At 51.7% G+C, this 26,547-nt stretch carries 26 protein-coding genes; 13 read left to right on the plus strand and 13 right to left on the minus strand.

The features are described from left to right. The first annotated feature begins 20 nt into the window (after positions 1–20). Together KNP06_RS06610 and KNP06_RS06615 are read left to right on the plus strand one after the other, a co-directional pair. The gene (locus KNP06_RS06610) at positions 21–1,658 is read left to right on the plus strand and encodes an ABC transporter permease (protein WP_214710709.1); all 1,638 of its coding nucleotides are present in this window, start codon (positions 21–23) and stop codon (positions 1,656–1,658) included. Continuing rightward, the gene (locus tag KNP06_RS06615; protein ID WP_214710708.1) at positions 1,658–2,365 is read left to right on the plus strand and encodes an ABC transporter ATP-binding protein; all 708 of its coding nucleotides are present in this window, start codon (positions 1,658–1,660) and stop codon (positions 2,363–2,365) included. The genes KNP06_RS06610 and KNP06_RS06615 overlap by 1 nt, the downstream gene beginning before the upstream one ends. Positions 2,366–2,458: 93 nt before the next feature. Here KNP06_RS06615 and KNP06_RS06620 read toward each other — a convergent pair whose 3' ends face one another. From KNP06_RS06620 to KNP06_RS06630, 3 genes are all read right to left on the minus strand, one after another. Beyond that, positions 2,459–3,355, minus strand: coding sequence for a class F sortase (locus KNP06_RS06620; RefSeq protein WP_214710707.1), 897 nt, complete (start codon positions 3,353–3,355; stop codon positions 2,459–2,461). A 20-nt stretch (positions 3,356–3,375) separates the two neighbouring features. Next, a complete protein-coding gene (locus tag KNP06_RS06625; protein ID WP_214710706.1) occupies positions 3,376–4,716 on the minus strand; it encodes a globin family protein in 1,341 nt (446 codons plus the stop codon). Between the two features lie 82 nt (positions 4,717–4,798). Further along, positions 4,799–5,623, minus strand: coding sequence for a helix-turn-helix domain-containing protein (locus KNP06_RS06630; RefSeq protein ID WP_353048599.1), 825 nt, complete (start codon positions 5,621–5,623; stop codon positions 4,799–4,801). Positions 5,624–5,692: 69 nt separating this feature from the next. Between KNP06_RS06630 and KNP06_RS06635 the strand changes: the two genes are divergently transcribed. Further along, positions 5,693–7,342: a glycoside hydrolase family 13 protein gene (locus tag KNP06_RS06635; RefSeq protein WP_214710704.1), complete on the plus strand. Its 1,650-nt coding sequence runs from the start codon at positions 5,693–5,695 to the stop codon at positions 7,340–7,342. Positions 7,343–7,446: 104 nt separating this feature from the next. Then, positions 7,447–7,953 (plus strand): flavodoxin domain-containing protein, encoded by a 507-nt coding sequence (locus tag KNP06_RS06640; protein ID WP_214710703.1) that lies wholly within the window; start codon positions 7,447–7,449, stop codon positions 7,951–7,953. Here KNP06_RS06640 and KNP06_RS06645 read toward each other — a convergent pair. Continuing rightward, positions 7,917–9,515, minus strand: coding sequence for a glycoside hydrolase family 55 protein (locus KNP06_RS06645; protein ID WP_214710702.1), 1,599 nt, complete (start codon positions 9,513–9,515; stop codon positions 7,917–7,919). The two genes, KNP06_RS06640 and KNP06_RS06645, sit on opposite strands and share 37 nt — an antisense overlap. Positions 9,516–9,782: 267 nt before the next feature. On the opposite strand from KNP06_RS06645, the gene KNP06_RS06650 reads away from it, so the two are divergent. From KNP06_RS06650 to KNP06_RS06665, 4 genes are all read left to right on the plus strand, one after another. Beyond that, positions 9,783–9,983: a cold-shock protein gene (locus KNP06_RS06650; RefSeq protein ID WP_016507985.1), complete on the plus strand. Its 201-nt coding sequence runs from the start codon at positions 9,783–9,785 to the stop codon at positions 9,981–9,983. A gap of 126 nt (positions 9,984–10,109) precedes the next feature. After that, entirely contained in the window at positions 10,110–10,523 is a 414-nt protein-coding gene (locus KNP06_RS06655) for a pyridoxamine 5'-phosphate oxidase family protein (protein WP_214709719.1), read from the plus strand. 192 nt (positions 10,524–10,715) lie between these two features. Continuing rightward, positions 10,716–11,219, plus strand: coding sequence for a DoxX family membrane protein (locus tag KNP06_RS06660; protein WP_114164914.1), 504 nt, complete (start codon positions 10,716–10,718; stop codon positions 11,217–11,219). 82 nt (positions 11,220–11,301) lie between these two features. Further along, positions 11,302–11,598: a DUF3817 domain-containing protein gene (locus KNP06_RS06665; RefSeq protein ID WP_214710701.1), complete on the plus strand. Its 297-nt coding sequence runs from the start codon at positions 11,302–11,304 to the stop codon at positions 11,596–11,598. Between the two features lie 22 nt (positions 11,599–11,620). Here the strand turns inward: KNP06_RS06665 and KNP06_RS06670 are convergent, their stop codons facing one another. After that, entirely contained in the window at positions 11,621–12,886 is a 1,266-nt protein-coding gene (locus tag KNP06_RS06670) for an MFS transporter (protein ID WP_214710700.1), read from the minus strand. A gap of 111 nt (positions 12,887–12,997) precedes the next feature. Here KNP06_RS06670 and KNP06_RS06675 point away from each other — a divergent pair, with 111 nt between their 5' ends. Continuing rightward, positions 12,998–14,188 (plus strand): helix-turn-helix domain-containing protein, encoded by a 1,191-nt coding sequence (locus KNP06_RS06675; protein ID WP_214710699.1) that lies wholly within the window; start codon positions 12,998–13,000, stop codon positions 14,186–14,188. Positions 14,189–14,192: 4 nt separating this feature from the next. On the opposite strand, the gene KNP06_RS06680 is transcribed toward KNP06_RS06675, so the two are convergent. Beyond that, positions 14,193–15,200, minus strand: a complete 1,008-nt coding sequence (locus KNP06_RS06680; RefSeq protein ID WP_214710698.1) for a S66 family peptidase — start codon at positions 15,198–15,200, stop codon at positions 14,193–14,195. Between the two features lie 63 nt (positions 15,201–15,263). Further along, positions 15,264–15,590, minus strand: coding sequence for a winged helix-turn-helix transcriptional regulator (locus KNP06_RS06685; RefSeq protein WP_214710697.1), 327 nt, complete (start codon positions 15,588–15,590; stop codon positions 15,264–15,266). A 106-nt stretch (positions 15,591–15,696) separates the two neighbouring features. Here KNP06_RS06685 and KNP06_RS06690 point away from each other — a divergent pair, with 106 nt between their 5' ends. Then, entirely contained in the window at positions 15,697–16,497 is an 801-nt protein-coding gene (locus tag KNP06_RS06690) for a VOC family protein (RefSeq protein WP_214710696.1), read from the plus strand. 14 nt (positions 16,498–16,511) lie between these two features. Here the strand turns inward: KNP06_RS06690 and KNP06_RS06695 are convergent, their stop codons facing one another. Next, positions 16,512–17,504, minus strand: coding sequence for a 5'-3' exonuclease (locus KNP06_RS06695; protein WP_034780689.1), 993 nt, complete (start codon positions 17,502–17,504; stop codon positions 16,512–16,514). Positions 17,505–17,696: 192 nt separating this feature from the next. After that, entirely contained in the window at positions 17,697–19,019 is a 1,323-nt protein-coding gene (locus tag KNP06_RS06700; protein WP_034780692.1) for a hemolysin family protein, read from the minus strand. Between the two features lie 191 nt (positions 19,020–19,210). Between KNP06_RS06700 and KNP06_RS06705 the strand changes: the two genes are divergently transcribed. Next, positions 19,211–20,008, plus strand: a complete 798-nt coding sequence (locus tag KNP06_RS06705; RefSeq protein ID WP_034780694.1) for a glucose 1-dehydrogenase — start codon at positions 19,211–19,213, stop codon at positions 20,006–20,008. A gap of 41 nt (positions 20,009–20,049) precedes the next feature. Here the strand turns inward: KNP06_RS06705 and KNP06_RS06710 are convergent, their stop codons facing one another. After that, positions 20,050–22,005, minus strand: a complete 1,956-nt coding sequence (locus KNP06_RS06710) for a HAMP domain-containing sensor histidine kinase (protein WP_214710695.1) — start codon at positions 22,003–22,005, stop codon at positions 20,050–20,052. A gap of 191 nt (positions 22,006–22,196) precedes the next feature. Here KNP06_RS06710 and KNP06_RS06715 point away from each other — a divergent pair, with 191 nt between their 5' ends. Both KNP06_RS06715 and KNP06_RS06720 read left to right on the plus strand, forming a co-directional pair. Then, positions 22,197–22,517: a PadR family transcriptional regulator gene (locus tag KNP06_RS06715; protein ID WP_214710175.1), complete on the plus strand. Its 321-nt coding sequence runs from the start codon at positions 22,197–22,199 to the stop codon at positions 22,515–22,517. After that, positions 22,514–23,539, plus strand: a complete 1,026-nt coding sequence (locus KNP06_RS06720; RefSeq protein ID WP_214710694.1) for a DUF4097 family beta strand repeat-containing protein — start codon at positions 22,514–22,516, stop codon at positions 23,537–23,539. Before KNP06_RS06715 ends, KNP06_RS06720 begins: the two co-directional genes overlap by 4 nt. A 58-nt stretch (positions 23,540–23,597) precedes the next feature. Here the strand turns inward: KNP06_RS06720 and KNP06_RS06725 are convergent, their stop codons facing one another. The 3 genes from KNP06_RS06725 to KNP06_RS06735 are packed head-to-tail and all read right to left on the minus strand — an operon-like array spanning position 23,598 to position 26,433. Beyond that, positions 23,598–24,293: a LutC/YkgG family protein gene (locus tag KNP06_RS06725; protein ID WP_138860096.1), complete on the minus strand. Its 696-nt coding sequence runs from the start codon at positions 24,291–24,293 to the stop codon at positions 23,598–23,600. Then, positions 24,290–25,693, minus strand: coding sequence for a LutB/LldF family L-lactate oxidation iron-sulfur protein (locus tag KNP06_RS06730; RefSeq protein WP_214710778.1), 1,404 nt, complete (start codon positions 25,691–25,693; stop codon positions 24,290–24,292). Before KNP06_RS06730 ends, KNP06_RS06725 begins: the two co-directional genes overlap by 4 nt. A 2-nt stretch (positions 25,694–25,695) precedes the next feature. After that, positions 25,696–26,433: a (Fe-S)-binding protein gene (locus KNP06_RS06735; RefSeq protein WP_138860095.1), complete on the minus strand. Its 738-nt coding sequence runs from the start codon at positions 26,431–26,433 to the stop codon at positions 25,696–25,698. Positions 26,434–26,547: the final 114 nt, after the last annotated feature.

Below are 26,547 nucleotides of genomic sequence, written 5' to 3' on the forward strand. Positions count from 1 at the left end.
AAGAACGGGAGTTGTACGACATGAACTGGTACGCGCTGAAACGACAACTGAATGGATGGGCCATCCTCAGCTTTATCGCGCTAGTGTTCATCGTCCTGCCAGGCGTCGTCGTCTTGGTCGAGCTGTTCGCACCGGTCAACGAGAACTGGCAACACATTCGCGAGTACTTGTTGCCGACTTATGTGCGCAATACACTGTTCATCATGCTCGCGACCGGCCTGTTGACGACTGTCATTGGGACGAGCCTGGCTTGGTTCGTCACGGTGTACGACTTTCCGTTCCGTCGGTTCTTCAAATGGGCGCTCATCTTACCGCTCGCCATCCCGCCTTACATTGGGGCTTATACGTATCACGGGATTTTAAACTATACGGGCGTCATCCAGACGACGCTTCGCAACGAGTTCGGTATCACGGTCGACCAGACGTATTTCAACATCATGACGATTCAAGGGACGGTGTTCATCTTCACGCTGTTCTTGTATCCATACATCTACACGATCACGCGTGCCTTCCTGCACAATCAATCGTCCTCGATGATTGAAAACGCCCGTATCCTCGGTCGCGGCTCGTGGGATATCTTCTTCACCGTCGTCATCCCGATTTCGCGCGTCGCCATCATCGGCGGGGTCAGCCTCGTCTTGATGGAAGTGTTGAACGACTATGGCGTCGTCAAATACTTCGGGATTCAGACGTTCAGTACGGCCATCTTCAGTACGTGGTTCGGGATGAAAGATACGTCCTCAGCGCTCAAACTCGCTGGGACGCTCATGATTCTCGTCATCGCCATCTTGACGATGGAACGGCTGATCCGAGGTCGAAAACAGTTCAGCTATGCGACGACGAAAGTGAAGCCGCTCAAACCGAGACAACTGAATGGATGGCATCGATACGCCGTGTTCGGTTATGTGGCTACCATCTTTGGGATTGCGTTCCTCATTCCGTTCGTTCAACTCGTTGCTTGGACGGTATTGACGTTTGAACAAGTGTTCACGGCCGAGTTTTTCCGTCTCGTCTGGAACACGGTGAGCGTCGCCTTCATCGCGACGATGATCATTCTCGTGTTTGCGCTCATCATCGCGAACTATACGCGCCTGTTCCCGTCAAACATGACACGCGTCATCTCGAAAGTGACGACGCTCGGTTATTCAATCCCGGGAGCGGCCATCGCCATCGCCGTCATCACGTTGTTCTTGCTGCTTGATGAGTGGGTGTTGAACATGGCGCTCGCTTTGGACTTAGGCCAGACGTTCGTGTTCAGGACGACACTCATTATGCTCATCTTCGCCTACGTCATCCGCTTCCTCGCCATCGGCTATAACTCAATCGAGAGTGGGTTTGAGAAAGTCGGGAAATCGTTCACGGAAGCGTCACGCATGCTCGGGTGGGGGACGGTGCAGACGTTCTTCCGGGTCGATATCCCGATGATTAAAGGGGCGATCATGAGCGCGTTCATCCTCGTCTTTATCGATATTATGAAAGAATTGCCGCTGACGCTGTTTTTACAGCCATTCAATTTTTCGACGCTCGCCACACAAGCGTTCAAATATGTCAGTGACGAGAAGATACACGAGGCCGCGCTCGCCTCGATCGTCATCGTGCTCATGAGCGGACTGTTGATCTTTGTGTTCCATAAGGTGCTTGATAAGGAGGCCGACTAATGTTTGTTCAAATCAACGATTTACACTTCAGCTATAAAGGTGCGCAAGCCGAGACGATTAAAGGATTCTCGATCTCGATCACGAAAGGTGAAATCGTCTCGCTTCTCGGTGACAGCGGTTCTGGGAAGAGTACGATTTTACGCCTCATTGCGGGACTCGAGATGCCGAATCAAGGCGTCGTCGTCGTCAACGACTGTGTCTGTTGCGACGATTGCCAGTTCATGCCGCCTGAACAGCGTGGGGTCGGGATGGTGTTCCAAGACTATGCGCTCTTCCCACATATGACCGTTGAGAAGAACATCCGCTTCGGTCTGCATAAATTGAGCCGGAAAGAGCGGAACGAGCGCGTCGAAGAGATGTTGACGCTCGTGAACTTGTCCGAGTTCCGCCATCGCTATCCGTACGAGCTCAGCGGCGGTCAGCAACAGCGTGTCGCGCTCGCGCGTGCGCTTGCTCCGAAACCATCGCTTCTCATCTTGGATGAGCCGTTCAGCAACTTGGACACGTCGCTCCAACATCGCATTCGGGACGATTTGCGCCGCCTCCTCAAACAGACGGGGACGACGACGATCTTCGTTACCCACGATGAAGAGGACGCAGAGGCGCTCGCCGACCGTATCGTCTATATCGGAGAAGGCAAAATCAAGAAACAGATCATGACGGAGAACAACAAGACGTTCAACCCGCAGATTCCGTGTTTCGTCTAAACGAAAAAGCATGCCTCATCGAGGGATGCTTTTTTTGAAGGCGAAATCAGATACAAAGCACCCACAGACCGCCATCTGTGGGTGCTTTGGTCATCACTTCGTCTGTGCGGAAGGACTCGACTCGTTCCCGAGTTGATCGATTGCTGTCACGTAATAAGTGGCCTGTTCGTTCATGACCTCGATACTCTTCCGAGCGTGCGACGGGATACTCTCGATATGGGTCGCTTCACCATCGACGACCTCATAGACGCGATAGCCGATGACGGCGTCGTCACGGACGGCGTGCCACGTCAATAAGTTCCCACGGAGTTCGACGCTCGTTGGTGCGTCGAGTTCGACTTCGGTATTGATTTCGGTATCGACAAGTTCGGTATAGACGACGAACCGCTCGTCGTAACCGCCGTCACCGAACGTACCGGAACACGTGATCAAGTTCAAATGTCGACTCGAGGTCGCTCCGAAGATGTCTTCAATTGGTGCGTTTTTCGTATCATAACTCTCTGTTTTTGTGACACGAAACGTCAACGTGTTGCCGTTCTCGTCGATAATCGTCACGGCATCGCCTTTCTTCAATTGATCAAGGTCATAGAAAACGGCAGGGCCAGTCTTGCTGTCGACGTGTCCTGCGATGACGGCATTCCCTTTACTGCCTGGCTTGACGCCCGGCTCGAACCAACCGACTTGGTTCTCGTCTTTTGGGACGCCCATCTGTCCGTTGTCGAGTACGCCGACCTGTTCGATCGCGGTGTCGACCTTGATTTTGGGAATTTGAAGTTGGACGGGTGTCGCGGCCTTGGCACTTTCCTCTTCCTCGGCTAATCGGAGCTTCTTCACCTCTTCCTGTAGAAGTGAGAATTCAGCCGATAAATCTGGGCTCTCCTCTATTTGTTTTTCTTCTACAGGTGGTGACGACGATTCTTGGGCGCTCGTCCACGTCCAGAAGCTAAAACAAAAGAGAGAGAGCGCCAGAAACAAATGGCGCTTGTTCATGGGGCTCCCTCCTTATTGAATTATTGAACAGATTCTTTACGGTTGCGAAGCGTTACAAAGGCGAGCAAGATTCCGCCAAGTACAGCAAGGCCAGCGTAGAGCGTGTTCATTGATTGTTCTTGTGCACCACCGAGACCTGTTTCAGGCATCTCTTCAGGCATTGTTGTTTCCGCGAACTTGTCAGGCATTTGTGTCACGATCGCGTTACCGAGTGTCTCACCAACACCGAACATGAACGCGTATCCTTCACGGAATGACATCCAAGCGGCATCCGCATCACCAGCTACATACTGGTCGAACGTTTGAAGCACGAGGGCCTCATGTTGTTTGATGGCTTCTTGGCCAGCTTCTTGTGGCAAGTTACCTTCTGTCGCTGCATCGAGGAATGTGCTGAAATCTACAGCGAACTGGTCGAGCTTCATGCGTGATTCTTCAATTTTAGCTTCATCGCCTTCGAGTGTAGCGGCGACGATGTCACCTTGTGCTGTGATGTGGTTCCCATTCCATACTTTTTCGAATTGGGCCGCACCTTCATCACCGTAGACTGAACCGATGGCTGCTTTGAAATCAAGTGTGTTCTGATCTTCAGCCCAGCTCACGTAGTCGAAGTCTTCTGCTTGATCGTAGCCTTTTTGCATGCCGATTGCTGCGAGGGCGAAGTGTTCACCAGCAAGGCTGTTCAATGTTGAACGAAGCTCGACGGCCGGTGTGTCAGCAGCAGTTTCAAACTTGTCAGGCATCTGTGTGACGATTGCGCCTGAGAGGGCTTTACTGATGTCGAACATGAGCTTGTACCCTTCGCGGTACGTCATGTATGCCGACTCGTAGTCACCTGCGACATAGTTGTCGAATACTGAGAGAACTTGGTCTTCGTGAAGCTCAAGTACGTCAGCTGCAGCGTCTTTTGGTAAGTTACCTTCTGTTGCTGCATCAAGGAATGTTGAGAACTCTTCGACGAATTCGTCGACCTCAGCTTCAGCGTCAGCGCGAAGCTCTTTGTCTTCTGATTTAGCCGCTTCGACGAAGTCAGCTGAGTAATCGTTGTGACCAGCGAAGATGTCTTCGAACTGGGCTGCGCCTTCATCTCCATAAATCGAAGCGATGGCCGGTGTCATGTCGAGTGCGTTTTGATCGAGTGCCTTCATCGCGACTTCAGCGTCTGGTGCTCCATCGTAAGCTTTCATCATCGATGTGACGGCTAAGACGTAATGCTCAGACAGTAATTGGTCGAGTGTGGCTCGTAAGTCACCTGCTGGTGTACTTGCTGTCGGCGCGTGATCCGCTGCTTGTGCATTCAATGGTACGAGTAAGCCGAGTGCGAGTGCCGGTGCTACAATCTTGTTCATTGTTTTCTTCTTCATGGGTAATCGCTCCTTTTTTTGAGTGGTTGTCGTTGTTTACACCCATCTAACGGAGCGGTTCAAAAAATGGATCACTCTTTTTTTATTTTTTTTCGTTTTTTTGTTGAAGTGTGCGATAAACCCCTGGTGCGACGCCATATTTTCGTTTAAAGATCCGATGAAAGTATGGATAGGAGCGGAAACCGGACAGCTCGGCAATCCGTTCGAGAGAGTGTTGGGTGTACTGCATCTGTTCTTCGGCGAGCTGAAGTCGAATCGATTGGGCATAGGCGACAATCGTCATACCGGTCACTTCTTTGAACAAGTGGACGGTCCGCGATACACTGAGCCCGACCGCGTCGGCGACGTCCGCCACTTTGAAGTCGCTCGTGACGTTTCCTTCTATATAACGCATCATGCGTGACACGACAGGTGGTCGCACGTTTGCGTGCACTTCTTGGAGTGAACGGTCGAGCATGAGGAGCAAGGCTTCAACCAGTGTTTCAATCAAGGCTGGACTTTGTTCAGTCGTCGGGCGTCGTGCGTCTTCGGTGATGTGTTGCCAGAGTGACAACAGGCGAGGATCGATTGAGATGGACGTGATGCGTGAACGATTCGCCGCAGTCCACCACGTATCAAGTGATGAACCGTTGCAGAAGAGATGATAATCCCCGCTCGCCGGGGTGTCGACATGCAGTTCATACTTGTCACCAGGTTTGACGAGCAACAAATCGCCAGGCCGTACCGTATACGTCTCTCCATTGACGACGATTCGTGCCGTGCCTTCAGTCTGCAAGCGAATCAAATACGTCTCCAATCGATTAGGGAAAGGAAAAGTGTAGGTCGTTGTATGATACGAATAGCCACAAAAGCCAATTTCCATCGAATCATCCTTTCTTAATAGCAAAATCGTGCATATTCTCATCATATCATGGATAGAAATCAAGGCGAGGAGCGGGTACGATGAAATCGACAGAACGTATGAGGAGGATGAAACATGAAACAATGGTGGAAAGAAGCGGTCGTGTATCAAATTTACCCGCGCAGCTTTAATGACTCGAACGGTGACGGGATTGGGGACATCCCTGGAATCACCGAGAAAATGTCGTATTTGGCGGAACTCGGCATCGATGTCATCTGGCTATCGCCGGTGTACGATTCACCGAACGACGACAACGGATACGACATCCGCGATTACCGGGCCATCATGGATGAGTTCGGAACGATGGACGATTTCGATGCGATGCTCGAAGAAGCGCATCGTCACGGCATCAAAATTATGATGGACCTCGTCGTCAACCACTCGTCGGACGAACACCAATGGTTCATGGAGTCGCGCTCCTCAAAAGACAGCCCATATCGGGACTACTACATTTGGAAAAAAGGCGAGAAAGGTCAGCCGCCAACGAACTGGGGCGCTTTCTTCGGAGGAAGTGCGTGGCAATACGATGAGGCAAGCGACGAATACTACTTGCATCTGTTCAGTACAAAGCAACCAGACTTGAACTGGGAGTCAGAGACGTTGCGCCGTGAAGTATACGATTTGATGACGTACTGGCTCGACAAAGGGGTCGACGGTTTCCGAATGGATGTCATCAACATGATTTCGAAAGATCCGAGTTATCCAGACGGCGAGACGCGGGGGACAGGTTACGGGGACGGCACACCGTTCTTCTTCAATGGGCCGCGCATCCATGAGTTCATGCAGGAGATGAATCGTGAGGTCCTGTCGAAATACGATACGATCACGGTTGGTGAGATGCCGGGCGTCAGCGTCGACGAGGCGAAGCTTTATACAGGAACAGACCGTGACGAGTTGAACATGGTGTTCCATTTCGAACACGTCGACGTCGGCAACGGCAGTTTCGGCAAATGGAATCCGACGGACTGGAAGTTGACGGACTTGAAGACAATCTTCTCGCGTTGGCAAGAAGGTCTTGAAGAAGATGGCTGGAACAGTCTCTACTGGAGCAACCATGACCAACCGCGAGCCATTTCACGGTTCGGGAACGACTCGGACGAGTATCGTGTCGCCTCTGGCAAGATGCTGGCGACGCTCCTGCACATGCTGAAAGGGACGCCATACATCTATCAAGGTGAAGAGTTCGGGATGACGAACGTGGCGTTCGACTCGATTGATGAGTACCGTGACATCGAGACACTCAACGCGTATCGGGATTACACGACGAATGGCTTGTTGACGCATGATGAGATTTTCCGCGGTATTCACGCACGTGGGCGCGACAACTCGCGGACACCGGTCCAGTGGTCGGCCGAGGCGCAAGGCGGATTCACGTCCGGAACGCCGTGGATTGGGGTCAACCCGAACTATACGACCGTGAACGCGGAAGCGGCGCGGCGTGATCCAGACTCGCTGTTCCATTACTATCGCCAGTTGATTCAGCTCCGGAAACAAAATCCGACCGTTGTCTACGGGAAGTATGAACTGTTACTCCCAGACGATGAAGCGGTATACGCCTTCACTCGAACGTTCGAAGGGGAGACGTGGCTCGTGCTCTGCAACTTCTCGGATGAGACGGTGACACGCGAACTCCCGTATGACGTGACAGAACGTGTCATCGGGAACATGGAACCGATCGAACCGTTCACGCTTCGTCCGTATGAAGCGCAAGTGTATAAAGTGTGACGAAAAAAAACTCGCCTCCGCGGCGAGTTTTTTTGTGGTTACTAGTAAACGTGGCTGCTTTCGGGAATAAAGATAGTAGAGTCTGACCGAAAGGGGGAAACGCGATGAATACGTTAATTGCTTACTCGACCCGCTACGGGACGAGTGAGAAAGTTGCTCATTTGTTGGCCGAACGGCTTCCGGGAGACGTTCACATCCAAAATGTAGTCGAGCAGCCGAATGTCGAGTGGGGGACGGTCGACCATGTGATTGTCGGCAGCTCGATCCGGATGGGCAAAATTCAAGACGAGATGACGGCTTGGCTGCACAGGAACGAAACCCAACTGCTCAAACGACCGCTCGGCCTCTATTTATGTGCCGGTACGCCGACTGCGGCCGAACGGCAACGAGAACTCGAGGATGCTTATCGAGAAGTGTTGCGGGCACATGCTTATTTCGTCGAAGTCGTCGGCAACGGCTATGATTTCGAACGAATGGGCTTTCTCGACAAAGCCATCGTCCGCATGATGGCGAAACAGACGGTGAGTTCACTCAATTTAGATGAGGCGATGCTCGATGAACTCGTCGAGTCGGCTCAAGCGTCATTGCGTACGCGATCGGAAAACCCATAAGCGAATAAATCATGGGCCTCGATCGGGCTACTCGTGGAGATGAGTACATCTCCACTTTTTTGTTCGCCTTCAATTCGGCGGAGCATGACGTTCGTGAGCTGTCCGCCGATTTTCAACACGACCGGGGCCGAGTGAAGGCAAATGACATCCTCAATCGTGACGTCATCGGTTCGATTATCCCCGCCGAACAGTTCGATGTCGGCCCGGCCCGAAGTAAAACCACTCGTCGCAATCCGCTTCAAGCGGACGTTCCGGGATTTGTATTGAATGGCAAGCGCCGGGTTTCCGCGATAGTCATATTCAGGATTCCCAATCGCCGTGAACCCGTGAATGAACACGTCTTGATACGCTGATATGACGAGGCTACGCGCAGAAGACTTCTTATAAAGACTCGAACGGACCGGCTCCATCGAGACGAGGTTCGTCCCTGAAAGGAAGCGTGCCGTCTTCGACTGCGGATCATCAGCCAAGTGGTGGCTGATGTGCCGGAAGTTGAACGAGCGATTATCGTGATATGAGAAGTGTCCGAATATGTGGACGTCGTGAGCGGCTGAAGACGTCCCGTGCGCCTTCACTTCGACGCCCCCGAAGCAACCCTCGCTCATATTGTTGACGAGTGTGACATGGCGTGACCCGTCATCAATCTCGATTCCGTTCGAGTTCGAGAATCCATGGGCATGGGTGCGTCCGTGTGGATGATGACAATAGCAGTTCGTGATATAGATGGCGTCACTATGGTGGGTCGTGATGCCATCGTCGCCGTAATTCGTCGCCTCGCAATGATCGAGCCACACGTAGCGGCTGCCTTTTTTGGCGCGTAATCCGTCTCCCAAGTAATGATAGTGGGGTGCAGTGATATCAAAGGCATGCAGTCCCGCGTTTTTCGCCGTGACGTGATGGATCCAACCGAATTTGACGTGCGCGAACGTCAACGCGCTCGAAGCGGTATCGCCACTCGACGTCCGGTCGACGTCACCGAGGCGCTCCACGTTCCAGTCGAGCGTCAAATGTGCGACTTCGATATGGTGGTTGCCGGCGAAGGGAGTCGCATTTCGAAGTAATCGTCGATGTTTCGGTGCCCGGTCTGAGAGCTTGATGATCGTTTCCTGCTGGCCGGCCCCTTCGAGCACGCAGTTCGACGGGATACGGATGCCGCGGACGAGATATACGCCGGCCGGCACGTGGACGTGGCGGCTCGACCTGAGGGCGAGCCGAAAAGCGAGCGTGCAATCCGTCTGCCCATCCCCGATGGCGCCATAATCGGTGACGTCGACGTGCTGACGCGTCATTTGTCTCAAGTTCAAGTGCTCGGCGTCGAGCCGGCGCATCCACACCGGACGGACGATTCCATCTACCGTCTCGAGCGGCAACGAACTTGTCACCGGGATGATGCGTTCGGTCATCGGTAGGTGAGAGAGATAGGTTTTTGCTTGATCGGGATAGTGGGCCTGTCGTGTTGATTCATGCCAGTCGAGTGTGTCCGTCACTAGCTCATCGAGTGCCCAATTCGAATGACGGGCGATCGTGGCGGCGATATTCGAGCGATCGATATGTGCGGTCATAGGGTTCATCCTCCTAGCGTTCACTACAATTGGATGTACCCGTTTTAGAAGTATTTTTAGCAAACCGAAGTATTTAGTAGACAGAAGCATTTATCCATGGTATATTCTATATGTGCTTAATTAAGAATAGCTGGAAACATAATTCACAAAACGCTTTGGATTATTTTTCGTTTAAGATAATCCTAGAGGTTTGTGATTTTTTATTGGTCAGTTTTTTCTAGTAAGGCACTACTAGAACGCACAGCGTTTATTTCAGGAGGGTTCATTATGAACACAGGTAAAGTAAAATGGTTTAACTCAGAAAAAGGTTACGGCTTCATCGAAATGGAAGGCGGAGACGACGTATTCGTACACTTCTCAGCAATCCAAGGCGACGGCTTCAAGACACTTGAAGAAGGCCAAGCAGTAACTTTCGAAATCACTGACGGAGCTCGTGGACCACAAGCTTCTAACGTTGAAAAAATCTAATCTTCCTTTCTAAGGAATTTTATAACCTGCTCGCTTCGGCGAGCAGGTTTTTTGTTGTCCGCGTGTTTAATCACTTGCCCCGGGGGAATCAATATACGAGTGACTACCACAAGGAGGTTTTTCAGAATGGATGCAATGCAAACGGCAAAACAGATTTTAGATCATAGTAACGTAGGGACAATGGCAACGGTCTATAAAGGCAAGCCGCACAGCCGTTATATGACGTTTTTCCATGATGAACTGACACTCTACACGGCAACGTCGAAAGACACGGATAAAGTCGATGAATTAAAAAACAATCCGTATACGCATATTTTGATTGGTTATGACGGCGATGGTGTCGGGGATACGTATCTCGAGATTTTAGGCGAGACGAGTGTATCGGATGATGAATCGATGAAAGAAAAAGTATGGAACGAGAAACTCGAAGGCTGGTTCGATGGTCCGGACGATCCAAAACTCGTCATCTTGAAAATCGCGCCGCAGTCGATGCGCGTGATGAATAAAAAAGGACAGCCCCCTCAAGAAGTGAATTTGTAACTCAAACAAGGACGTCCCTCGCGGACGTCCTTTTCAAATTGACCAATTTCCAAAAAGTGACTGACCTGTGACGCACATATGAACGAAACGTGAACTCTTGCCCTAACTTATGTGAAAGTGTGAACATAGATGGTATATTGTGAATGTAATCACATATCAATCATCATTCACTCATTCAAAGGAGGAATTATCATGTTCATAAAATTTTGGCAGAACCACAACATCGCTACCGGTATTTTGACAGTCCTTCGTCTCTGGCTCGGCTATCACTGGCTCACAGCGGGCTGGGGCAAAATCACAGGTGGATTCGAGTCGGGTGGTTATCTTCAAAACGCAGCTTCCCTCGCCACGGGTGATCACCCAGCCGTTGCCGGTTGGTGGGCAGCATTTTTAGAGAACTTCGCCATCCCGAACGCGGCTTTGTTCGATGTGTTGATTCCTTACGGTGAGTTTCTCGTCGGTCTCGGGCTCTTGCTCGGTGCCCTCACACGTAGCGCCGCTTTCTTCGGTCTCGTCATGAACATGGCGTTCTTGCTCTCAGGTACGGTCAGCACGAACCCGACGATGTTGATCGTCTCAGTCCTCATCCTCGTCGCGGGCTACAATGCTGGTAAACTTGGCGTCGATGGATTGTTCCTTCGCAAGTTCGTCGAAACGAAAGTGTTACATCGTTCACCAAATCGTCAAATAGCGTAACGGATTTATGACGTTCTCCTGTGACAAAACTCACCTCTTTCGGCTACGATGAACGTAGCATCGATTGAAAAGGAGAACGAATATGAACGCGACACATTTCAAATGGCTCGGATACACAGAGGGGATGTCTTTCTTACTTCTGTTGCTCATCGCGATGCCACTCAAGTACTTGGCGGGTATGCCGCTCGCCGTCAGCATCGTCGGCGCGGCCCACGGTTTCTTGTTCGTCACCTACGTGGCGGCAGCCGTCTATATGGCATGGCGTTTCAACTGGGGCTTCAAAGTGTTAGTGCTCGCCGTCATGGCGTCGGTCATCCCGTTCGGACCGTTCTTGTTAGAGAAACGAGTCCTCCCATCAACAGAAAAGACATCGAACTGAAACGTTCGATGTCTTTTTGTGTTCACTGATGCGCCGGAGCGCTTTCCGCATCGGCCAATACATCTGATTTTTCGGCAGCAATGTCGTGACGGATGCGATGCATCGCGAACAACGTGATGGTGAGCAGGCAGACCATGCAAATAGAATAGAGGTATGCGACGGGCACCCATTCGCTCAATGCGCCGAATAAGATAAATCCGAGCGGTGTGATGCCCATAGCGAGTGCTTCGAGGACGCCCATGACACGACCGAGATAACTTGGTTCCGTGTTTGTCTGTAAATACAGTTGCATCGGGATGTTGACACGGAGAATGAAAAAGCCGCTCAATAAAGCGAAACTTGTGAATAAGACGATGGCCGGCGTGATTGTGAAGTCAAAATAGATGGGTATGGCCGGTGCAATAAAAAGACAACTCATGACAATGAGCGACGTGCGAACGGTCGCAAGGCGATACTTGATTGCAAAGACTGGTAACGCATGGGCGAGCGAGGCGACTAAAAAGCCGACAGCGAACATGCTCTCTAAAAAGCCGAACTGGAGGGGACTGACACCGATTTCCTGTAAAGCGACAATAGGAAACAAAATTTCTGAGGCGACGAAGAAGAAGTTGAGCAAGGCGGCAAGAACGGTCAATGTCCATAATACCCGTTGTTGTTTCAAATAGCGGAAGCCGGACCGGACGTCGTCCCATGTCGATTGGTCAGAAGAGATGCGTTCATGCGTTCGGAACGTGAGACGAGAAGCGACAAGGGCGGCGATAACAAACAAGAGGGATGAACTGAGTAGGAAGGCCGAGATCGGTAACAGTTTGAACAAGGCACCCGCTAACAATGGTGTACCGATGCTCGAAACGGAAATGACAGTTTGAATCAATGAGTTGGCGCGTTGAAGTTCTCCCTGATTGAACAAGAGCGGAATCGAACTCGACAACGTGACCGATAAGAAAGTCGAGACGATAGAGAGCAGACATGTGATAATCAAGAAAGCAGGTACGCCGAACGTCCAAACGAGACTCGCAATTCCAGCAACCAAAAATAATAAGGCGTTTACTGACTCCATCGTGATAATCACGCGTTTGCGATTCAATTTGTCGGCGAATGCCCCGGCAAACGGAGATAATAAAACGCGCGGTACTGTGCCGGCTAGTAGGACGAGCGCGAACTGTAGTCCCGAGCCAGATGTGGTCAGGACGGTCAATCCCGCGACAAACGTGAAAAGACTGGATGCAAACAACGACATGAACTTTCCGAGCAACAATACATACAAGTTCGATGAGGTGGTCGTCATATCGATTCTCCTTTATAGTTAAGTTCAACCTGATTTAACTTTATAATAAACGATGACAACCGATTTGTATACAATAAGTTCAATTAAATTTAACTTTTAAGAGGTGCCCCTATGATCGGACAACGAATAAAAACGTTACGAAAAGAAAAAAAGTTGACGCAAAGTCAACTGGCCGAAGGCATCATCACAAAATCGATGCTCAGTATGATTGAAAATGGAAAAGCGGAGGCGTCGATGCGCAGTCTTCGGGAACTCGCGAAACGGTTGGACGTGTCGTTACAGTCGTTGCTCGTCGATCCGCGCGAGGCAGACTTGCAGAAAATCGTCGAAGAAATTGAATATATGCAAGGGAGTCTCAACTCATGGGAAGATGCAGCCGTTCAGAAGGCGCTCGTACCTTATTTGGACGTGGAGATGAACTCGGTGTGGCAAGGGAAGGCGTACACGTTACTCGCGGACAGTTTCTTCAATCGTGGGGACCAACAACAACTGTTGGAGTGGTACGACCGGGCAATCGCGGTGTTCGAGCGGCTCGAGGAGAAAGAAGAACTGATTATGGCTCGCATCAGCCAAGCGTTTTATCTGCTCATGTGGAATCGATTTGATGAGGCGATTGAGCGTATCGATACGATTGAGTTGATTGATTCGAGAAGGATGAAGACGAAGACGCACGTCGAATTCAGCATGTTGATGGTGTTTCGTAATATGTTGTATGACGATGATTTACCAGGCGCGATTCGTCGTCTCGAAGATACGCTTGATTACATGAAACGAACGAAAATGTACTATCGGGTCGACGATGTATATCGAACGATCGCCATTTGCGCCCTTTATTTAAAAGATGAAGCAGCGATTGTCGATGCGCTACAAAAAGCGAAACAATACACGAATTTCACAAACGATGTGACGATGAAAATACGACTAGCGATGACAGAAGCGCTCTATGCGATTGAATATCGGAAGACGGATCTTCTACAGCAACAGATTGCTGTCATGAACCAGCTGCTAGAAGGAAATACAGAATTCATCGCAGCGTTCGAGATGAGTAAAGGTGTCTATTTCGCGCTGACTGGTAAGATAGAGGCGGCCCGGAAATCGTTTTTGAAACTGTTGGAGCATCATGATCAATGGGCGAAGCATGGGTTTGTCGATCAAGCGATTTACTTTGAAGGGCTGTTAATTGGAACGAGTCACGGGTGTGGGGATGAATGGGTACCGTTGATTGAACGAGAAGTGGGCTTGTTCCCGGAAGGTCGTTTCCGCAGCCATCTGATGTCGCTCATCAAAAAAATCAAGGGCTGACGCGTCAGCCCTTGAACGTTTGAATAAGTGTCCCTTTGCCGTCATCGACTTGAATCGAGGCGTGGGCACCGTTAATCAGTGTCATTTGCGGCGGGACGTGCCCGCAGTCGATGTCGTAGATGACAGGCACGTCGAGCAATTCCTGCAGTTCCGCATACACGTCTTCTGCCGTGTAGCCTTGGACGGGCTGTTGGGCTGCACTGCGTCCGAACAGAATGCCTGACGTATGATTGAACCAACCGGCCCACTTCATTTGAAGCAGGGTCCGTTTGAGTGCAGGAACATCGAGCTCAGCGTTCTCAAAATACCAGAGGATCGGTTCGCCTTTTAAATAGGTCTGTTGGAACGTGGCGACATCTCCATACGGTGTGCCGATGGTATGCAACAAGACATCGATACAGCCACCGAGCAATCGTCCGGTCGCCTCTGTCCCGCCGAGTGATTTCCACTCCGTCGGTTCGGTCAAGTGATACACATGAGGGCTCGGGTTGTCATGTTGCCACTCTTTTTGGAACTGCTCTGAGGCGAGCTGGATGACTGTCTCGCCTTCTTTCGCCGATACGATGTCGAGCCAACGCGAGCTCGTCGCGTCCCATTCTTCGCCGCGCAGGTCGACGAGGTTCGTCCCGTGAGCCGAAGCGATCCCCGTCTTGAGCGTGTAGACGAATAAAAATAAGCTGACGTCGGAATATCCGAGCATCCATTTTGCGGGTAACGCGTCCCAGTCGAGTCGGTCCAAAGGCTCAATTAAGAGGACGCCGCCCCATGGCGGAATAATCAAATCAATCGTGTCATCGTGAAATAAACGTGTCAATTCATCGGCCCGGACTTCTGCCGGTGCCGATTTTGCTTTGTCTTGCGTCCAGACCGATGGTTCGAATTGGAGGGTGAATCCGTGGCGAATGAATGTCGCCTCGGCCTCATGAAGTAGTCCATGTAACTCAGTAGGAACACCGGATGAAGGGGCCGTCACCCCAAAATGATGGCCGGTTAACTGTGGATAACGAATCATGTGAGCCTCCTGTGGATAAGTGATAGGTAGTTTTGCGGAAACGGGTTATCCACATGTGGATAGTTATTTATTGCGCATCCGTTCGGCATGTTGGATACCCCAAGTGTTCATCATCTCGAGCACTGGAATGAGCGTCTTCCCGTACTCGCTCAAGCGATAATCGACGCGAGGCGGTACTTCCGGATAGACGGTGCGGATCACGATGTCTTGCTCTTCTAAATCGCGGAGCTGGGCCGTCAAAATCTTTTGACTGATGTTCGGGAGCGAGCGTTTCAATTCGCTGAACCGTAACGTGTCTTCATTGATGAGCGTGAGTAAAATCGATGGTTTCCATTTTCCTGTGATCAGCTCGAGCGCGGTATCGACCTCGCAGCTTGAGATTCTGTTCATGTACATCCCTCTTCTCAAAGTATCCTTTTGGTAACTATACCACCTTTTTGTGCCGTCTTCTGCCGCTCCCACCTAGCGGGTATACTGAGGATAGAGGTGATCAACTATGAAATTGACAAACATACAACTCGGCGCCGTCACGTTGCGCGTCCATGATTTAAAAATGATGAAAACGTATTATGAACGCGTCATCGGCATGGATGTACTCGAGACGACAGAGAATCGCGTCATGCTCGGTGCGCCAAATACGCCGCTCGTTATCTTACATGAAGTGAGCGGCGTGCGTTCCAATCCACGAACAGCCGGCTTGTTCCATATGGCAATCCTGTTGCCGGACCGTATCGAACTTGGACGGATTCTCCGTCATTTGATCGAGCAACGGATTGAAGTCGGCCAAGGTGATCATTTGGTCAGCGAGGCGTTTTATTTGAGCGACCCGGAAGGCAACGGCATCGAGCTCTACGCGGATCGTCCCCGAGAGCAGTGGGAATATGAAGCGAACGGTCATGTGAAGATGTCGACGGACCCGGTTGAATATGAATCGATGCTCGAGGCGGCGGCCGACCGTCCGTTCACGGGCCTTCCGAACGGGACGACGATGGGGCATGTCCACTTCAAAGTACGTTCCCTAGAAGCGGCAAAATTATTCTATCAAGATCGTCTCGGTTTCACGGTGACGACCGATTCGTATCCAGGCGCCTTATTTTTAGCGGCCGACGGATATCATCACCACATCGGGACGAACGTCTGGGCCCGGCCGAGCCAGGCGATGGGACAAGAGGCCGGTCTGGAGGCGTGGACGCTTTTGGTCGACGCAGAGACAAACCGCGCGCTTGGCGGAACGACACCGGAATGGTCGCTCACCGACGATGATGGCATCAAGGTAAATATAAAAAGCGTGGACTAATTGTCCGCGCTTTTTTAGCGTGCTGAAATTTTCTTTTGACTCGAATCAAACGAGAGGCGAATGCCGCGTTTTTGATACGCTTGTTCGACACGTTTTGAATTGATACTGAGCTCAAGATGAGCGAGTTTCAAGTGTTCGAGTTCTGGCACCGTGACATCGAGACGGACGAGCTCCATGTTGCGCTCGGCCTTTTTACGTGTGCGTCTCAAGTTACGGGGCACTTCTTCTGACGTCAGTGCCGCGATCGTTTCATTGATTAATTGTCGTTTGTCGCCTTTGACGCTTAGCGCCGTATAGAGCTTATCAAGCGAACCAAAGCGTTTGATCAACTGGACCGATTGGCTTTCGTCCAATCCGGCCACAGGCGGGATCCCGTCTGAACGGTCTCCTGTCAATGCTTTGACTGCTGAGAGCTGTTTTGGCTTCAATCCTTCGTACAACGCCGCAATCTCCTCAGGACGAATCTCGAGATGTCGCTTGAGCGGGAGCGGGCGATTGTCTTTGATGTCGCAACGAGCCTGCATTTGTTGCAACTCTTGCGTTTGAAGCCAAACGGTGATGCGTGGGCTCACGAGCTGAAGCAAGTCCTTGTCTTTCGTCATGATGACGACAGGAGCGCTACAGCTAAACTTCCGAGCGATATGAGCGATCAAATCTTCTCCTTCATAGCCTTCGACTTGATATTGCGGAATCCCGCTATCTTCAAGCAATTGGCGCATGAGTTCCATTTGAGCTTTCAACTCGGGTGGTGTCTGGCGGCGACGGCGTTTATAGCCTGGATAAAGCTCGCGGCGCCATAATGTTTCACGTGAGACGTCCCACACGACGACAAAATGAGTCGGACGATGTCTACGTAGAATCGTCCGGATGAGGCCTGTCATACCGATGACGGCACTCCGATCGTTTTTAGATACCTCGCGTCCTTTTTTCGTTCGGCTCGCGGCGGCACCGTAATAGGCACTGGCCAGCATGGAGTTTCCGTCAATTAAAAATAGTTTACGTTCCATGCGTAACCTTCTTTCTGTAGTTGTTGGACCGAACATTCATGAACTGTTCGGTGATGTTGTGTCAATGAGTGACACGCACTCAAATAAGCAACATATGTGCAGTATATCACGACAAGGTCTGAAAATATAGCGACAGTTCGAACCGCCTACGAAAAGCCCTCCCCGATTTTTCGGGGAGGGCGGTCTAATTGGTCAGTCGAGTTCAGGTTGAATCTCGTCTTTATGAGCCAAAATCAAATCGACGAAAACGATACGGTGATTGTCGATTTCACGAACAATCAGCTCATGTTCGCCCGGTAAGACGAAGCGTTCTCCAGTACGTGCATTCGCTTTTTGTGATAAGACGAAGCCGCCGATCGTATCGACATCATCCTCGATTTCGATGCCGAACCGTTCTTCGATCTCTTGCGTCAAGACGAGACCGGACAGGCGATAATGCCCGGGTGTGACTTCGGTGATCTCAGCTTGCTCGTCACGGTCGAATTCATCACGAATCTCCCCAACGATTTCCTCGAGGATATCTTCAATCGTGAGAAGTCCCGCCGTACCCCCATACTCGTCGATGACGAGACACATCATCGTCCGCGCGTTCTGCATTTTCACCATCGCCTCTTGAAGCGGCGTGAACTCCGTCACGAGCGGGAGTTGATGGATGAACGATTCGAACGGGGCGTCGCTCTTGACGAGTTGAGCGGTGAATAGCTGCTTGGCGTTAATAAAGCCAAGCACATCATCGCGGTCACCGTCACGGGTGACCGGGTAGCGCGTATATTGGTGCTCTTGGACGGTAGCGATAATCGTCTCAATCGAGTCTTCTTCGTCGATGGTCACCATGTTCATCCGTGGGACCATCGCGTCTTTGGCGACACGTTCGTCGAAAGAGAAGATATTTTGAACGTAGGCGAGCTCATTCTCGTTAATTTCTCCACTGCGGAAACTCTCGGTCATGATGATTTTGAGTTCTTCTTCCGAGTGCGCCGTCTCCTGTGCTGTCGTCTGCACGCCGAACAAGCGAAGTGTCAGCCGGGCTGTGCCGTTTAGCACGTGGATGAACGGATACAATAATTTCGTGAAGAAATAAAGCGGTCGGGCGACGAGCAGTGTCAAGCGCTCGGCTTCGTGCACGGCCAGTGTTTTCGGGACCAGTTCCCCGATGACGACGTGCAAGAAGGCAATCAGTAAGAAGGCAATCAAAAAGGATAGGACGGTCGCGAGCGACGTCGATACGTTCAAACGGTCGACAAGCGGTTGAATCATCCCTTCGATTTGATCCGCACCAATCCAACCGAGACCGAGTGCGGCGAGCGTGATACCGAACTGTGAAGCCGATAGCGAGTCATCAAGATTTTCAATCACCTTTTTGGCGACAGAGGCCCGTTTGTTTCCCTCGAGCACGAGTTGGTCAAGACGGGCGCCGCGCACTTTAACAATCGAGAATTCAGCCGCCACAAAAAAGGCGGTCATGAAAATGAGCAGGGCGACGATCAATAAGCTGAATAACATGGGACTGTCCAAAAATTCCCCCAAAAATCGGGGAGTCACCTCCATTAGAGTAAGTTGTATGTCGTTCAGGAGAATCCCTGAAAACGAATAGTTTGTTTCAGTATAGTAGATTTGCCACAAATATTCAAAAAACAGCCTAAAAGGTTTCACGAAGAGGGGAATGAGGGAACTACAAATCGAGAAGAGACGAAGGAGGAATTGATATGGCTAACTATCCAGAACTGAAAGGCAAAGTCGCAGTCATCACCGGCAGTTCGAAAGGACTCGGTCGAGCGATTGCAGAGCGTTACGCAAAAGAAGGGGTCCATGTCGTCCTGAACTATCGCAGCAGTGAAGACGAGATGAAGAAAGTGATTCAAGGAATTGAAGAGGCTGGCGGCAAGGCAGTCGCGGTGAAAGGTGACGTCGCGGAAGAAGGACTCGCCGAGAAGATGATTGAAACGGCCGTGTCCGAGTTCGGGAAGATGGACATCTTCGTCAATAATGCAGGGGTGCAGGTCGAAGCAAAAACGCATGAGATGGAACTCGACAACTGGAAGAAAATCATCGACACGAACTTGACTGGAACGTTCCTTGGTGTGCGGGCCGCTCTCAAATATTTTGTGGAGCACAAAATCCAAGGGAACATCATCAACATGTCGTCGGTGCACGAAGTGATTCCGCGTCCTGGTTATACCCATTACGCAGCGAGTAAGGGTGGCGTCAAGATGTTCACGAAATCGGTCGCGCTCGAGTACGCACCGAACAAGATCCGTGTCAACGGTATCGCGCCGGGGGCGATCGACACACCAATCAACGAAGAGACAATGCAAGACCCGGAAGAGAAAAAAGGACTTGAGGCACTTATCCCGACGCATGAGATCGGGCGTCCTGAACAGATTGCGGCCGTGGCGGCCTGGCTTGCTTCTGACGAGTCGTCGTACGTCACAGGCGCGACGATTTTCGCGGATGGCGGTCTATCGCTGTACCCGGCTTTCGGACCTGAAAATAAAGTGCAATGACGAAAGGGAGGACTCGCTTTACGCGAGTCCTCCCTTGTTCGTTAGCTGCTCATCTGGTCTTCCATACTATACTTCGGCAAGATAATCGTGAACGTCGAGCCATGGCCGACGCTCGAATCGACTCGAATCGAGCCGCCGTGCCCTTCAGCAATCTCTTTACAGATGGCGAGGCCGAGGCCCGTGCCGCCGATTTTACGGCTGGCCGAATTGTCGACGCGATAAAACTTGTCGAACAGTTTCGGCAATGCCGCCATCGGAATCCCGATGCCTGTGTCTTGAATGGAAATCTCGATGACGTCTGATTTATCATTTGTAACGCAGACGGCCACTTTCCCGCCATCCGGCGAGTACTTGATCGCATTGTGGAGCAAGTTCGTGAACAGCTGACTGAGCCGATCCCGGTCACCATATACATAGAGATTTGTGTCACATTCGAGGGCGAGCTGATGATGTTCGCTCGCGCCTTGGTGGACGGCAATCGTCTCTTTCAAGATGTCATGCAGGCTCTCCGGTTGGCTATGGTACGTCTGTTTGCCGGACTCCATCCGTTGCACGTCCAATAAGTTTGAAATCAAGTCCTCGAGACGCAATGTCTCTTGGTGGATCATTCCTAAGTATTGGTCGGTGCGTTCGGCAGGCATCGTTCGATAACGCAACAGCTCGGTGAAGCCGATGATGCTCGTGAGCGGTGTACGCAATTCGTGCGACACGGTCGAGACGAGCTCTGTCTTCAACCGATCGACCTCGGTCTCTTGTGTCACGTCCCGGAAGACGAGCATCGTACCGTGCCGGGTACCACGCAAGTGAATCTTTTCCGCGTACATCTGGATGAAACGGGCTTCTTGATTCATCGAGAATGTCACGCTCTCTTCCATGCTCTCGCCATCAAACGCGCGACGCATAAATGAGAAGAACGAATCTTTTTGATCGACTTGAAGACCGAGTTCTTCTAGATCGGCGTCCAAGCGATACAAGTCCATCTCGTTTCGTTTCGTGGCGGCTTGATTGAACATGATGAAGAGGGCCTGGTTGGCAAACTTTTGATGCGTCGTATGCTCGACATAAATGACCGCATCACGAATCGAGTGCAGGAGCCGCGCCGTTTTCTCGCGTTCTTCCTCGACTTGATGGCGTTGCGTCGCGAGGGAAGAAGCCATTTGACGGAATGAATTCGTCAACTGTCCGACCTCGTTTCGTGACGACACAGCCGCCGGGATCGGGATGATCCGTTCGTCCGCCAAACGTTCACTGTTGATGATCAACTCATGAAGTTGACCGGTCAGTCGTTGGACGTAAGGACGGGCGGCGATGAAGAGGACGAGCAAGACCGCTAAGAGAGAGAGGAGCCATAACACTTGGGCCCACTTCGTATGTGTGGCCAGTTGTTCCCGTAGCAGATTCTCTTCTTCATTCAATGAGTTGCGATACTCCGTGAATACGGTCTCCATATCGACGATGCTCGCGCTCATGTCAGCGGCACTTTTCGAATTGATCTTGAATTTGCGATCGGCAGGTGGTTCCGCTTGTGGATTCACTTTACCGAGCGTCGGCATTTTCAAGAACGGTTCAGAGACCGTCCCTTCGCGTTTGGCGATGACATATCGCTCTAGGCTCGGCATGACGCGTTGTTGATAGGCCGAGAATAGCGTCCGCGCGTCGCTGGCATACGTCTTCTCTTTTTCCGTGACCGCGTTCGTCTCGAACCATGCGGTCTGAATCTCAATCAAGTCTTGTTTTTCTTTCACGCGAGCGAGCATCGCCTCGTCGCCGAGGATGACATAGCCACGCATTTCATATTGCATCGACTGCCACGTTTCGAATAGTTCGGTCGCGTTCGTGCGACGTTCACTAATGTTCTCGAGCGATGATGTCGTCTGTTCGATTCGGTTTTCCGTATACATGTACACGGCGAGTGAGGTCAGGAGGATCAGTCCGATGAATAAATAGAAGACGAATAAAAACTGTCTTCCGATCCGCTGGTCAATCCATGCTTTCATAAAAATCGGTCCTTCCCGGAACTGCGTACATTCCTGATGTGACAAATATCCTGCGAGTGTCGTTCTTTCATTGTACAGATTTAAACCAGTTGTTTCCACCAATCAAGAAATAAGCGGAAATCTAACTATTGTCTATTGAATAATAGTGAACGATAAGCTATTGTTTAATATATAGTAGAGGAGGCGAAGGAATGAATCCTCAATTTAAGAAAGGCGTGCTCAACTTGTGCGTGCTCGCACTTGTCGAGACGCATGATCGTTACGGTTATGAGCTCGTGCAAGCCATTTCGGCAAAAGTCGCCATCTCAGAAGGTGCCGTCTACCCGCTCCTAAGGCGACTCACGTCAGACGGGTACTTCACGACGTATTTAAAAGAATCGGCAGAAGGACCACCGCGAAAGTACTACGCCATCACGGAGCAGGGGAAAGCTCATTTGACGGAACTACGCGCGGAATGGGAGACGTTCACGACCGGCGTCAACGAATTGATCGAAGGGGGAACGGACAAATGACAGAAGAACAGTATTTATTGGAACTCGAACGTTTGTTGATGGGGATGCGCGTCATCGATCGGGTTGATATTTTACGGGATGTGTCGGAGTACTTTGCGAGCGGACGACTCGACGGGAAAAGTGATGCGGCAATGGTCGAGGAGCTCGGGACGCCAAGCGCACTCGCGAGCGAGTTGCTCGGCACGGTCGAGCCACTCACTGCAGGGCGAAAGGAACCGGCTATTGTGAAAAGTCCGAACGTTGCGTTCCGCAACGTCTCGATCAACGTCCTGCAAGCACACGTCAAAGTCGTCCCATCTGATGACGGCTTTGCCTACGCGACGCTCGAGACGGAACGGGACCACGGGGTGACGATGGATATCGTTGGAGACACGCTCGAAATCCGAATTGAGTCAGAACGTCGTTTCGGTCTGTCGAACCTATTCTCCTGGATCGTCACGAAAGCACCGGTGTTACACGTCGAGCTGCCGCGCCATGCGTATGAGAAGGTCATGATCAAAAACCGTCTTGGCTCGTGCGATATGAGCAATGTTGACGCCACGTCGGTCGACGTCGAGAGTGAGAATGGGAGCATCACGGCCCACACAGTTCGCGCCGAGCGTGCCTCATTCCGCTCCTCGAACGGAAAAGTCAGTTTGACGTCGATAACAGGACAGATCCTTGACGCGCAATCATCGAACGGGAGTGTGGAAGTGGGTGCCTCGAACGTGGACCGCCTCGAAATCCAATCGTCGAACGGTCGCCTCGATATTAACGACGTGACAGGAGCGATTGAGGGGAAAACCTCGAACGGCCGCATCGACTGTGTGATTGATGTGATCGAGCATCCAATCCGTCTGAAGACGAACAATGGCCGCATCGATATGCGTCTGAAGCAAGATCCGCGTGATGCCGTCATTCGGGCCAAGACGAGAAACGGTAAAGTCGAGCTGTTCGGGGATCGGGCGAACGAGCGGACGTTCGGGGACGGAGCGGTTGAAGTCAAACTGACGAGCTCAAACGGGAGTATCACGGTCGAATAAACTGAACACAAAAAGACTCGCTACGTGAATGGCTTCATCACGCGGCGAGTCTTTTTCCTTATAAGTCATGGACGAGCAAATAGGCGACACGGACAGGTCCGTGGACGCCGACAATCAAATTCATCTCGATATCGGCCGAGTTCGACGGGCCGGAGATGAAGTTGACACCGTTCGGCGAGGCGAGGTCACCGGTCCGGTCAAGTTCGGCTAATTTTTTGGCTGCCTGTGTCATCCGCGGCACGAGCACCGATTTCGGGATGATGGCAATATGGTCGCGCGGCAATAAGCTGATTGTGCGTGACTTCCCTGGAGCCGCGTACTGGACGATCGTCGCACTCTCGGCGAGGGCCTGGTCGGCAATCGTGATACCGATATCGGCCTTCACGGCGAGGGCACGGCTGTCTTCTGGCCGCTCCGCATCCCACCAGTCGAACGATTCGCTCGTCTGGGGCGCCCATGCCTGGATTCGGTCGTCACGTTCGGCGATGATGCTCTGCCCATCATACCGTTCAATCAAGAGACGGAGTGTATCATCGAGGTTAGCCGACTCGCATTCGACGACGTCAGTATGGATGCGTGTCGCGACCATCCGGAACGTCTCGAGCAGTTCCTCGTCAGAGGCGTCTTTCAGCACCTCGTCTTGCGGGCGGTGCTTATACACGCGTTTCGGCGGCGTCAAGTCGACGTCACGTCCGAGCTGTCCGGCGATTCGTTTTAGAAAGTCTTCGCGATTGGTGATCGTGCCTGGATTCATTCTGCATTCCCCCGTTTCTTGAACCAATCCCGTACCGTCTGCTTGGCGGGTCGCGGCAAGTCTTTCGAATCCGTCCAGGCCGGCAAGCCTTTCTCGATTTGTCCCGCTTTCGTGAATGGGGACGATGCGAACGGCGCGATGTGTTCGGCCGCTTCGAACAAGAACGGGCTCGACGACGTGACCGCAAAGCCTTTCATGGCGATGCGCTCGACGAACGGTGACTGTTTTTTCTCTTCGACGATGACACGGCGATGTTCGATCAATAGCTCGTGGAGCGGAATCTTGACCGGGCAGGCTTCCGTACAGGCACCGCATAGACTCGAGGCATACGGCAACTCTTTATAATTCTCGTAGCCGTCGAGGAGCGGGGCGAGCACGGCGCCGATCGGACCCGGATAAATCGAGCCGTAGGCATGACCACCGATGTGGCGGTACACGGGACAGACGTTGATACAGGCCGCACAACGGATGCATTGAAGGACAGATTGGAACTGTGTGCCGAGGATGCCGGAACGTTTGTTGTCGACGATGACGAGATGGAACTCCTCAGGTCCATCGACTTCGCCGTGATCGCGCGTGCCAGCGAACGTCGTGATGTACGAGGTGAGTCGTTGACCGACGGCGCTCCGGCACAACATGTTGACGAGTACTTCGAACTCCTCGTACGACGGGACGATCCGTTCCATCCCCATGACGGAAATGACAGTGTCCGGAAGCGACGTCACCATGCGGCCGTTCCCTTCGTTCGTGACGAGTCCGACGGCACCGCTCTCGGCGATGGCGAAGTTACAGCCGGTGATGCCGACCTCCGCTTTCAAAAAGTCTTTTCGTAACTCACGGCGTGCATAGCGCCCGAGCTCGGTCGGGTCGTTCGTCCCTTCGTAGCCGTGGGCCGTGAACGTCTCATGGACGGCGTTCCGGTCTTTATGGAGGGCCGGGGCGACGATATGCGACGGCGGATCATTATCGAGTTGAAGGATCCATTCCCCGAGGTCGGACTCGACGACCGTGCAACCTTCCTCATGGAGCGCCTCGTTCAGCCCGATTTCTTCTGTCACCATCGACTTCGATTTGACGACATGTTTGGCGTTTTTGGCGCGTACAACTTCCCGGATATAACGGTTTGCTTCTTCCGGCGTCTCGGCGAAGAAGACGTTGCCGCCTCGTTTCGAGATGTTCTCGCTCAATTGATATAAGTAATAGTCGAGATGTTCGAGTACGTGTTGGCGAATCTCTTCCGAATGGTCCCGGAACGCTTCCCAATCCCCGAGTTCACCTGCCGCGTTTAAACGACCGTCACGCAGACGGTTTTGCGCCGAACTGACAGCCTGACGCATGAACGGATTGTCGATTCCGTCTTTGCGTCGATCCTGAAACTTCTCATCTAACCGAATCCCCATACTCATGCTTGTTTCACCCCTTCGTTCAACACTTCCGCGATATGCATCACTTTGATCGGATGACCTTGTTTATGCAAACGTCCCCCGATGTTCATCAGACATGAAGCGTCAGCCCCAATCAACACTTCGGCTCCCGAGTTCAAGATCGATTCGACTTTCTCATCGACCATCTGCACCGAGACGTCTGGCATCTTGACGGAGAACGTCCCCCCGAAGCCACAACAGTTGTGGACATTGTCGAGCGGGAGCATCGTCAATCCGTCGACATTTTTAAGTAGCTGGCCCGGTGCCGCCTCGATTCCGAGGAGGCGCGTCATATGACAAGACGCATGATACGTTGCCTTGGCTGGGAACTTGGCCCCGACGTCCGTCACTTCGAGCACGTCAACGATGAACTGCGTCAACTCGAACGTCTTCGCCGCATGAGCCTCGGCCCGCGCCTTCCAAACGGGATCATCTTTAAATAAATGTGGATAGTCGCGCATCATCATGACACAAGATCCAGACGGACCGACGATATACTCAGCATCCGCCTTCTCGAACGTCTCAATCATATGTTTCGCAATCTTTTTCGTCTCTTCATGGTAGCCGCTATTGTAAGCGGGCTGCCCGCAACACGTTTGTTCAAATGGGAAACTGACTTCACAACCTAGATGTTCTAATAGTTCGACCGTCGCTTGTCCTACCGATGGGAACAACGTATCGGAGAGACAAGTGACGAACAGCGCCACGTTAGGCATGTCCATTCCTTCTTTCCTGTTCTTAGTCAAAATCGAAAACGGTTTCACATTTATTATTCCATAACAAACGAGTCCAAAACAGAAAAATGGAACGATTCTCACAAAAAAATGTTA

Origin of the sequence: Exiguobacterium sp. s21 (assembly GCF_018617975.1) — a bacterium.
Classification (GTDB): Bacteria; Bacillota; Bacilli; order Exiguobacteriales; family Exiguobacteriaceae; genus Exiguobacterium; species Exiguobacterium mexicanum_A.

Bases quoted from the DNA above. Each gene is read 5' to 3' on its own strand.
- KNP06_RS06625 (WP_214710706.1), bottom strand. From the start codon at position 4,716: ATGAAGAAGAAAACAATGAACAAGATTGTAGCACCGGCACTCGCACTC.
- KNP06_RS06650 (WP_016507985.1), top strand. From the start codon at position 9,783: ATGAACACAGGTAAAGTAAAATGGTTTAACTCAGAAAAAGGTTACGGC.
- KNP06_RS06645 (WP_214710702.1), bottom strand. From the start codon at position 9,515: ATGACCGCACATATCGATCGCTCGAATATCGCCGCCACGATCGCCCGT.
- KNP06_RS06660 (WP_114164914.1), top strand. From the start codon at position 10,716: ATGTTCATAAAATTTTGGCAGAACCACAACATCGCTACCGGTATTTTG.
- KNP06_RS06635 (WP_214710704.1), top strand. From the start codon at position 5,693: ATGAAACAATGGTGGAAAGAAGCGGTCGTGTATCAAATTTACCCGCGC.
- KNP06_RS06705 (WP_034780694.1), top strand. From the start codon at position 19,211: ATGGCTAACTATCCAGAACTGAAAGGCAAAGTCGCAGTCATCACCGGC.
- KNP06_RS06640 (WP_214710703.1), top strand. From the start codon at position 7,447: ATGAATACGTTAATTGCTTACTCGACCCGCTACGGGACGAGTGAGAAA.
- KNP06_RS06720 (WP_214710694.1), top strand. From the start codon at position 22,514: ATGACAGAAGAACAGTATTTATTGGAACTCGAACGTTTGTTGATGGGG.
- KNP06_RS06710 (WP_214710695.1), bottom strand. From the start codon at position 22,005: ATGAAAGCATGGATTGACCAGCGGATCGGAAGACAGTTTTTATTCGTC.
- KNP06_RS06610 (WP_214710709.1), top strand. From the start codon at position 21: ATGAACTGGTACGCGCTGAAACGACAACTGAATGGATGGGCCATCCTC.
- KNP06_RS06665 (WP_214710701.1), top strand. From the start codon at position 11,302: ATGAACGCGACACATTTCAAATGGCTCGGATACACAGAGGGGATGTCT.
- KNP06_RS06695 (WP_034780689.1), bottom strand. From the start codon at position 17,504: ATGGAACGTAAACTATTTTTAATTGACGGAAACTCCATGCTGGCCAGT.
- KNP06_RS06730 (WP_214710778.1), bottom strand. From the start codon at position 25,693: ATGGGGATTCGGTTAGATGAGAAGTTTCAGGATCGACGCAAAGACGGA.
- KNP06_RS06620 (WP_214710707.1), bottom strand. From the start codon at position 3,355: ATGAACAAGCGCCATTTGTTTCTGGCGCTCTCTCTCTTTTGTTTTAGC.
- KNP06_RS06685 (WP_214710697.1), bottom strand. From the start codon at position 15,590: ATGAACAGAATCTCAAGCTGCGAGGTCGATACCGCGCTCGAGCTGATC.
- KNP06_RS06615 (WP_214710708.1), top strand. From the start codon at position 1,658: ATGTTTGTTCAAATCAACGATTTACACTTCAGCTATAAAGGTGCGCAA.
- KNP06_RS06735 (WP_138860095.1), bottom strand. From the start codon at position 26,433: ATGCCTAACGTGGCGCTGTTCGTCACTTGTCTCTCCGATACGTTGTTC.
- KNP06_RS06715 (WP_214710175.1), top strand. From the start codon at position 22,197: ATGAATCCTCAATTTAAGAAAGGCGTGCTCAACTTGTGCGTGCTCGCA.
- KNP06_RS06680 (WP_214710698.1), bottom strand. From the start codon at position 15,200: ATGATTCGTTATCCACAGTTAACCGGCCATCATTTTGGGGTGACGGCC.
- KNP06_RS06725 (WP_138860096.1), bottom strand. From the start codon at position 24,293: ATGAATCCAGGCACGATCACCAATCGCGAAGACTTTCTAAAACGAATC.
- KNP06_RS06675 (WP_214710699.1), top strand. From the start codon at position 12,998: ATGATCGGACAACGAATAAAAACGTTACGAAAAGAAAAAAAGTTGACG.
- KNP06_RS06655 (WP_214709719.1), top strand. From the start codon at position 10,110: ATGGATGCAATGCAAACGGCAAAACAGATTTTAGATCATAGTAACGTA.
- KNP06_RS06690 (WP_214710696.1), top strand. From the start codon at position 15,697: ATGAAATTGACAAACATACAACTCGGCGCCGTCACGTTGCGCGTCCAT.
- KNP06_RS06670 (WP_214710700.1), bottom strand. From the start codon at position 12,886: ATGACGACCACCTCATCGAACTTGTATGTATTGTTGCTCGGAAAGTTC.
- KNP06_RS06630 (WP_353048599.1), bottom strand. From the start codon at position 5,623: ATGATGAGAATATGCACGATTTTGCTATTAAGAAAGGATGATTCGATG.